Origin of the sequence: Pseudophaeobacter sp. C1-32P7, from assembly GCF_041008775.1 — a bacterium.
Taxonomy (GTDB): Bacteria; Pseudomonadota; Alphaproteobacteria; order Rhodobacterales; family Rhodobacteraceae; genus Phycobacter; species Phycobacter gallaeciensis_A.
Genome location: NZ_JAXGFR010000005.1, coordinates 295,722 through 304,286, shown reverse-complemented (window position 1 = coordinate 304,286; position 8,565 = coordinate 295,722). Strand labels below are relative to the sequence as shown.

The window sequence follows — 8,565 nt, the reverse complement described above, 5'->3', positions numbered from 1 at the left end:
CGCAGCAATGGAGCGGTTCCGGGTCCTGCAGCCGCACATTGAGACCGGCGTCCCGCTGACAGGAGTGGCGGACACATCGGGCCATCCGATCCGAACACTGCGCCGGTGGGCGGCGCGATATCATGAGGCCGGGCTTTCAGGATTGGTACGGCGTCAGCGCTCCGATGCAGGACGCCGGAAACTCCATGCCGATCTGGCGCAACAGATCGAGGCCCTTGCCTTGCAGAAGCCGCGCCTGTCGGCGGCTTTGATCCATCGGCGCATCGCGGAGGCGGCAAAGGCAGAGGGCCATCCTGCCCCATCACACGCGACAGTGCGCAGGGTGATGGGAGCGCTTGATCCAGCCATGCTGTGCCTCGTCCATGAGGGTCCAACCGCCTATCGTGACCGCTACGAGCTGATCCACCGGCACCGCGCTGAGCGCCCCAATGCGGTCTGGCAGACGGATCACACCCAGCTCGATCTCCTTATCCTCGACGCAAACAGCAAGCCCGCCCGTCCCTGGCTGACCATCGTGCAGGATGATTATTCCCGCGCGGTCGCAGGCTATTGCGTGTTCCTGGGCGCACCCTCTGCTTTGCAAACCGCTCTGGCTTTGCGTCAGGCAATTTGGCGAAAGACGGACCCGGACTGGCCGGTCTGCGGTATCCCCGAGACGCTCTATACTGACCACGGATCAGACTTCACCAGCCAGCACCTGGAGCAGGTCGCGGCAGAGCTACGGATCGAGCTGGTATTCTCGGCCGTGGCGCGCCCGCAGGGGCGGGGCAAGATCGAACGGATATTCGGCACGGTGAACACCGAACTCCTGCCGGAACTTCCGGGCTATCTTGCCGAGGGTAAAACAAGACGCCCGCCTGCGCTGTCGCTTTCAGAGCTAGATCAAGCTGTCGGGCACTTTCTGGTCGGAACACACAATGCCCGCCGCCACAGCGAGATCGGCATGGCTCCCAATGCGGCCTGGCGCGGCGACGGTTGGCTGCCAAACCTGCCTGAAAACGTTGAAGCCTTGGACCTGTTGCTGCTCACCGTTGCCAAAGCCCGGCTCGTGCGTCGGGATGGCATTCACTTCCAGGGCCTGCGCTACATGGACCCGACGCTGGCCGCATTCGTCGGCGAGCACGTCACCATCCGTTTCGACCCCCGCGACATGGCGGAAATTCGGGTGTTCCACCGAAACCTCTTCCTCTGCCGCGCGGTCAGCCCGGACCATGCCGGGCGCACGATATCCCTCAAAGACATCCAGCAGGCGCGTGTCGCACGGCGGCGCTCCTTGAGACAGGAGATCAAGGCGCACACCGGTTCCGTGACCGACCATCTGCCGGACGCCGATCAAAAGCCGAAATCAAAGCCTCCGGCACAATCCAAACTCCTGCTCTACAAAGAAGACCGGCGCACATGACAAACACCACCTTCATCGAAACAAGCGCCCATAAGCGCTTCGTGGAGTTCGCCCGCACCGTGCGCAAGGATCGCACTATCGGGCTGTGCTATGGCCCCGCCGGGGTTGGCAAAACACTGTCTGCCCGGCGCTATGCCAAGTGGGACATCGCGGAGCCACTTCTGGAAAGCTGGGGGCCTCGCGATCCATCCGATGAAAAGGTCTACGCTGCCCTGGCGCGATCTCGCACCGTCTTCTACACGCCGCCGGTCGCAAGCGCCTTCGCTGCGTTGCGCAAGGACCTGAACCAGCTCAGAAACCGTGTCGAAGCCTGCATCGACCAGGCCCTCGACCCGCGATCCGCCCAACCGACAAGGCCACGCGAGGGTCACACTGAGCTGATCATTGTCGATGAAGCCGAGCGCCTGACAAACAGCGCCTTGGAATACCTGCGCGACCAGTTCGACCGCGCCGAGATCGGGCTGATCCTGATCGGCATGCCCGGCATAGAAAAACGCATGAGCCGCTATCCGCAGCTCTACAGCCGCATCGGCTTTGCGCATCCCTATCCGCCGCTCTCGCGCGACGAGATGGACTTCATCCTCAAGAAGCAATGGCAAAAGCTGGGGAAGGAATTCGACGCCGAAGACTTCGCAGATGTTCAGGCTGCCACCACGATCTCCCGCCTCACAGGCGGCAACTTCCGGCTGCTGCAACGCCTTTTCAACCAGATCGACCGAATCCTCCACATCAACGAGCTGCGCGAAATCACCGATGACGTCATCCAGGCCGCCGCCTCAACCCTCGTCATCGGAGCGGCCAATTAACGTGCAAAAATCAGTGCCACTTACCGTGAAAAGTCACAGATATCGCACGACAAGGAACCATGCTGTGAAAAGGGTGCCTGTCACGATTATCAGCGGTTACCTCGGCGCAGGTAAAACCAGCCTCATCAATCGCATCCTCGCCGAGTCGCACGGGCTGGACCTGGCCGTCATCGTCAACGATTTCGGCGCCATCAACATCGACGCCGATCTGATCCGCGATACGGAAAACGGCACCATCGCCCTGACCAATGGTTGCATCTGTTGCACCATGGGAACGGATCTGGCACTGACGCTACGGCAAATCCTGGACCGCACCGAACAGCCCGGTCATCTGGTGATCGAGGCCAGCGGCATCTCCGATCCAGTCGCCATCGCAAATACCGTAATGGGCGAAAGCGGCTTTAGCTATGCCGGCATTGTCACCGTGGTGGATGGGCTCAATGCCGATACCCTTCTGCAGGATGAAGAGATTGCCCCCCAGGTTCTGCAGCAAATCCGCGCCGCTGACCTGGTTCTGGTCTCCAAATGCGAAGCAATCGATGCGGATCTGGCAGACCATTTGAAGGCCGCGGGCGCGCGCACCCCGACGGTTCTGGATGGTGCGCCAGTTTCTGATCTCCTGTTTGACGTCGTGCCCCTGCCCAAAGGCCGCTCCGTGGCCGCGCATCCCGCCTATGCCACCTGGCAACATCAAAGCCGCGATGTTCTGGATCGCCGCGCATTGGGCGACAAACTGGCCAGCCGCCCCGACGGTCTTTACCGCATGAAAGGCTACGTGCTGACCACTGGCGGTGCCTATGAGCTGCATATCGTCGGCCGCCATGTCGAAGCCCGCCATTGCGATGCCGACGAAACGCTTCTGGTCGGGCTTGGGCCTGCCGGGCGGATTTCCCCTGAACAGATCGAGGCCTGGTGGACGGGCCAGCCTGACGCTCAGAGCCAGACAGGTGGGCACGCCTAACGGCGGCGTCCAACCTGTCGGCAGATCAGGATCACCGGCAGTAACCCAACCGCCATGATGACCAGAGACGGCACCGCAGCGCCCTCCAGCCGCTCGTCCGAGGCCAGCCGGTAGGCCTGCACCGCCAGCGTATCGTAATTGAATGGCCGCATGATCAGCGTTGCGGGCAGTTCCTTCATCACATCCACGAAAACAATCAGCAGCGCGGTCAGCAAGCTCGGCGTCAGGATCGGCAGATGCACCCGGCGCAGCATGCCCAGCGGACTTTGACCCAGCGACCGGGCGGCCGCATCCATATTGGCGTGAACAGTGGACTGGCCGCTCTCATAGGCACCAAGAGCCGCCGCGAGGAACCGCACCATATAGGCGGCCACCAAGAGCCAGATGGATCCGGTGATCAGCAAGCCGGTGCGGATATCAAAGGTCGCCCGCATCCAGGCATCGAGAGCGTTGTCAAAGGCCGCGAAAGGTACCATCAGCCCCACCGCGATCACCCCGCCCGGCACCGCATAGCCCAGCCGTGACATATAGGCCGCGAGTGCAGAACCGCGCCCCGGGCGCAGTCGCTGGTAGAAGCCAAGGATGACCGCCGCCAGCACGGTGATCACCGCAGCAGTCGAGGCCAGAAGCAGAGAGTTCTGGATGAACCCGATATAACGGCGGCTGAACAGGTCCTGTTCGGATTGCAGCCCCATATTGCACAGGATCACCACCGGCAGCACAAAGCCCAAAACCACCGGAATCGCGCAGAGCACCCAAGCCGCAACGGCGCGTAAACCGGTCAGATCGGCAGGCGGCATTTCAGCGTGATGCTTGCCCGCCTGATGATAGCGCGCCTTGCCGCGGGTAGAGCGTTCCACTACCGCCAGCATCAACGCAAAGCTGAGAAGGCAGAGCGCGAGCTGCGCCGCCCCGGCGCGATCCGCGAGCGAGAACCAGCTAGTATAGATCCCCGTGGCAAAGGTCTGCACCCCGAAATAGGACACGGTACCGAAATCGGCGATGGTCTCCATCACCGCCAACAGCACGCCCGAGGCAATCGCCGGCCGCGCCATCGGCAGGCTGACACGCCAGAAGGCCTCCCATGCGCTCTTGCCAAGCGCCCGCGCTGCCAGAAAGGCGCCCGCGCTCTGCTGCAGAAAGGCGGCCCGCGCCAGCAGATAGACATAGGGATAAAGGACGAAGATCAGCATCACCGCCGCCCCACCCGGAGAGCGAATCTCCGGGAACCAGTAATCGCGCGGACCCCAGCCCGTCACCTGTCGCAGGGTGGTCTGCACGATGCCGGGGTGATCCAGAACAAAGGTATAGGCATAGGCCAGCACATAAGCCGGGAAGGCCAGCGGCAGGACCAGCGCGACCTCGAACAGGCGCACGCCAGGAAAACGGGTCATGGTGACAAGCCAGGCCGCCCCGACGCCCAGCAACAGGGTTCCAAGTGAGACCAGAACCACTAGCACCACCGTCGTGATCAGGTAGCGTGGCAGCACCGTCCCGGCCAGATGCGCGATGGTATCCGTGCCGCCGACCATCCCCGCCAGCGCCACGGCCAGCATCGGCAGGACGCAAGCCAGCGCCACGACCCAGCCCAGCACGGCAAAGACGCGTGTCCCGGCCTTGCGCCCAAGGCGGCTTCCCTTTGGGGCGTAGTCTGGAGTGTGGCTGGCTTCAGTCATCGGTTGCTCATCGCTTTGGTGAATCCCACTGCGGGTCGGAACACCCCTCTATTTCGATCATTTTTGTCGGAAACTCCAGCAGGAAACTGGCAAGCGCCCTGCCCTGCGGCGAATACGCCCGGCCCCGGTTTCGGATAGAAAAAAGCCGGGCGTCCTTACGGGGCCCGGCTCTCCATGTCTGTGTAAGGCTGCGGATCAGTCGTAGCTGCGCTGATCCTCGATCACCAGGCCGTCCTTGGGCAGGGCACCGGGGGCAACCACTTCGATCTTGCCTTTCAGCTTCAGCACTTCGATCACCGATTTGCCAAACCCGACCTCATCGCCGCCGGTGGCTTCGATCTGAACAGTCATCGCGTCCATTTCGCCGTCACGGGTGGCAATGACGCGCGCCTTGACGATCTCGTCATGCTTGTCGACCAGCGCTGCCACCTGTTCAGGGCGCACGAACATGCCCTTGATCTTGGTGGTCTGATCCGCGCGGCCCATCCAGCCCTTGATCCGCATGTTGGTGCGGCCGCAAGGCGACATCCCGGGCAGAACCGCAGACAGATCGCCGGTGGCAAAACGGATCAGCGGATAATCGGGGTTGAGCGTCGTCACCACGACCTCGCCCACCTCGCCCGGCGCAACAGGGGTGCCCGTGCCGGGTGTCACAATCTCAACGATGACACGCTCGTCAACGATCATGCCTTCCATCGCGGCGCTCTCGTAGGCGATGTTGCCGAGATCAGCCGTTGCATAGCTTTGCAGGCAGGTGATGCCCCGGTCGGCGTATTCCTGACGCAGCGAGGGGAACAGCGCGCCGCCCCCGACCGCCGCCTTGGTATAGCCCAGCTTCACGCCCATGGCATCGGCCTTGTCCAGGATCACCTTGAGGAAATCCGGAGTGCCCGCATAGGCGGTCGCCCCCACATCGCGGGCGGCTGTGACCTGCAATTCGGTCTGACCAGTGCCTGCGGGCAGAACCGCGGCGCCAACGGCGCGGGCGCCGCTTTCAAAGATCATGCCAGCCGGAGTCAGGTGGTAGCCGAAACAGTTTTGCACCACATCGCCAGCGCCAATGCCTGCCGCGTGCAGGAAGCGACCCATGCGCCACCAGTCATGTTCGCTGCCGCCCGGTTCATAAATCGGACCCGGCGACTGGAAGATATGCGCGAACCCATGCGCCGGTTTCGCCGTGAAGCCACCGAAGGGGGCATTCTCGGCCTGGGCGCGACTCAGTTCGGATTTGCGCAGCACCGGAAGCGCGGCCAGATCCGCAGCCGAGGTGATCGCGGCAGGGTCCACATCGGCCAGCGCCGATCCATATCCCGGCGCGGTTTTGGCGCGGGCGATCTGCTCCGGCAGCGCCTTGGCGATATCCGCGGCGCGTTCATCCGCCGAGCGGGTTTCAAGAATGTCAAAAAAACTCATGTCCTCATCACCCCGCATCAGCTCAGCCACCGTTTGCGGCGGCGGTAGGACCGCACATCGCGGAAGCTCTTGCGCCCTTCGTCCGACATGCCGAGATAGAATTCCTTCACGTCCGGGTTTTCGCGCAGTTCGGCGGCAGGTCCATCCATCACCACGCGGCCGGATTCCAGGATGTAGCCATAATGCGCAAAGCGCAGCGCCACGTTGGTATTCTGTTCCGCGAGCAGGAAGGTCACGCCTTCGTTTTCGTTGATCGATTTCACGATGCCGAAAATCTGCTCCACCAGCTGCGGCGCCAGACCCATCGAAGGTTCGTCCAGCAGGATGGTTTCCGGGCGGCTCATCAGGGCGCGGCCCATGGCCACCATCTGCTGCTCACCCCCGGAGGTATAGCCAGCCTGGGATTTGCGGCGTTCCTTCAGGCGCGGGAAATAGCTGTAGACCATCTCCAGATCGCGCTGGATATCGCCCTTGCCATCGGCGCGGGTATAGGCACCGGTCATCAGGTTTTCCTCAACGGTGAGGTGTTCGAAACAATGGCGGCCTTCCATCACCTGGATGACGCCCTTGCGGACCACTTCGGCGGGATCCTGATCGTGCATCACCTCGCCGCGGTATTTGATCGACCCTTTGGTCACTTCACCGCGTTCGGAATGCAGCAGGTTCGAAACCGCCTTCAGTGTCGTTGTCTTGCCGGCGCCATTGCCGCCCAGCAGCGCGGTGATACCGCCTTTTGGAACCTTCAGGCTGACGCCTTTCAGCACGAGGATCACGTGGTTGTAGATCACCTCGATATTGTTGACCTCAAGCAGGGTTTCGGCCTGCACATCGGTGGTGTTTGCTGCGTCGAGCATCAAAGTTTGTCCTCATGCGGTCACGGCCTGTTGCGGCCTGGTCCGGGGCGAGCCGTATTCATTCGCAGGCGCCCGGATCGGTGTCTCTTCGGAGGTGGTGTGGCGGCTGGCCGCCACACCGGTTTTGAGTCCGGTCCCGCCCCAAAAGGCGGGACCACGAGCACTATCAGTTGCAGCGCGGTTCGATGTTGTTTTCCGCCGCATAGGAAGCGGAGTCAGCTTCGATCAGCGGCTGGATTACAGCGGTATCGGTCTTCTGGAAGTCCGAGATCAGGCTCCAGGTCTTGGTCTCTGCGTTCCACTGGGTCATGCCGACGAGGCCGGGGCCACCGTGGTTTTCACAGGAAACGTTGAAAGACGGACCGAAGTAGGGCATGCCAAGCGCCGACATACGGGCTTCGGGCATTTCCAGGGCTTCCATGCCATCGCGCATCATCGCCGGGGTGATGTCCTTGGTGCCGTGCATTTCCTGGGCGGTCTTGGCCGCTTCGACAGCCAGCATCGCCGCGTACATGCCACGGTTATAAAGCACATTACCGATCTGATCGCCTGCACCGGCAGCCAGGCCCTTGTCGACAACATATTTCTGCATGTCATCAAACACCGGGAAGTCGCGGCCAACGTTGTGGAAGGTCACAGCCTTGTAGCCATTGGCCTTTGCACCGGCGGACAGGACGTCATGCTCGGCACCGGACCACCAAACGCCGATGAAGTTTTCCATCGGGTAGCGGACGTTTGCGGCTTCCTGAATGGCAACCTGGTTCATCACGCCCCAGCCCCACATAACGACATAGTCGGGACGGTCACGGCGGATCTGCAGCCACTGGGACTTCTGCTCCTGACCGGGGTGGTCAACAGGCAGGGTCGACAGTTCGAAACCATGCTTTTTGGACAGCTCTTCCAGGGTGCGGATCGGTTCCTTGCCGTAGGCGGAGTTGTGGTACAGCAGGGCGATCTTCTTGCCTTTGATGTCACCACCGTTTTCGTCCAGCAGGTAGGTGATGATACCCGATGCGCCATCCCAGTAGTTTGCCGGGTAGTTGAACACGTTGCCAAAGACCTTGCCGTTGGCAGCCGAGGTCCGGCCATAGCCCATGGTGTGGAGCGGGATGCCGTCAGCAGCGGTTTTGGGGATCAGCTGGTAGGTGATACCGGTGGACAGCGGCTGATACACCAGCGCGCCTTCGCCCTTGGTGGATTCGTAGCATTCCACACCTTTTTCGGTGTTATAGCCGGTCTCGCATTCGATCACCTTCGCCTTGACGCCGCCGATGCCGCCGTCACGCTCGTTCACCAGGGTGAAATAGTCGGCATAGCCATCCGCGAAGGGGATGCCACCTGCGGCGTAGGGGCCGGTGCGATAGCTCAGCGACGGGAATACGAGATCCGCCATGGCTGGCCCTGCGGCCATCAGCGCGCCCAGCGCCAGAGTGGTCAGTTTAAGTTTCATCGG

General features: G+C 62.1%; 7 protein-coding genes. 3 read left to right on the top strand and 4 right to left on the bottom strand.

Annotated features, from left to right (window positions below; all coding sequences use genetic code 11):
• The 3 genes from SM763_RS09990 to SM763_RS09980 form a co-directional block, all read left to right on the top strand.
• Window positions 1–1,402 (top strand): TnsB C-terminal domain-containing protein (locus SM763_RS09990; protein ID WP_368998409.1); only part of this gene is annotated, 1,402 nt, incomplete at its 5' end.
• Complete coding sequence (locus SM763_RS09985) at window positions 1,399–2,208, top strand: AAA family ATPase (RefSeq protein ID WP_339773046.1); 810 nt, start codon at window positions 1,399–1,401, stop codon at window positions 2,206–2,208. The genes SM763_RS09990 and SM763_RS09985, both read left to right, overlap by 4 nt.
• A 64-nt stretch (window positions 2,209–2,272) precedes the next feature.
• Window positions 2,273–3,169 carry a CobW family GTP-binding protein gene (locus SM763_RS09980; RefSeq protein WP_368998408.1) on the top strand — a complete coding sequence of 299 codons (897 nt, stop codon included), beginning with the start codon at window positions 2,273–2,275 and terminating at the stop codon, window positions 3,167–3,169.
• On the opposite strand, the gene SM763_RS09975 is transcribed toward SM763_RS09980, so the two are convergent.
• The 4 genes from SM763_RS09975 to SM763_RS09960 all read right to left on the bottom strand — a co-directional run bounded on the left by SM763_RS09975 (window position 3,166) and on the right by SM763_RS09960 (window position 8,562).
• On the bottom strand, window positions 3,166–4,845 hold the full coding sequence (locus SM763_RS09975; RefSeq protein WP_368998407.1) for an ABC transporter permease: 1,680 nt from the start codon (window positions 4,843–4,845) through the stop codon (window positions 3,166–3,168). The two genes, SM763_RS09980 and SM763_RS09975, sit on opposite strands and share 4 nt — an antisense overlap.
• 195 nt (window positions 4,846–5,040) lie before the next feature.
• Entirely contained in the window at window positions 5,041–6,258 is a 1,218-nt protein-coding gene (locus SM763_RS09970; protein ID WP_368998406.1) for a phenylacetate--CoA ligase family protein, read from the bottom strand.
• 17 nt (window positions 6,259–6,275) lie between these two features.
• Window positions 6,276–7,112: an ABC transporter ATP-binding protein gene (locus SM763_RS09965; RefSeq protein WP_065271781.1), complete on the bottom strand. Its 837-nt coding sequence runs from the start codon at window positions 7,110–7,112 to the stop codon at window positions 6,276–6,278.
• Window positions 7,113–7,278: 166 nt separating this feature from the next.
• The gene (locus SM763_RS09960; RefSeq protein WP_065273619.1) at window positions 7,279–8,562 is read right to left on the bottom strand and encodes an ABC transporter substrate-binding protein; all 1,284 of its coding nucleotides are present in this window, start codon (window positions 8,560–8,562) and stop codon (window positions 7,279–7,281) included.
• Window positions 8,563–8,565: the final 3 nt, after the last annotated feature.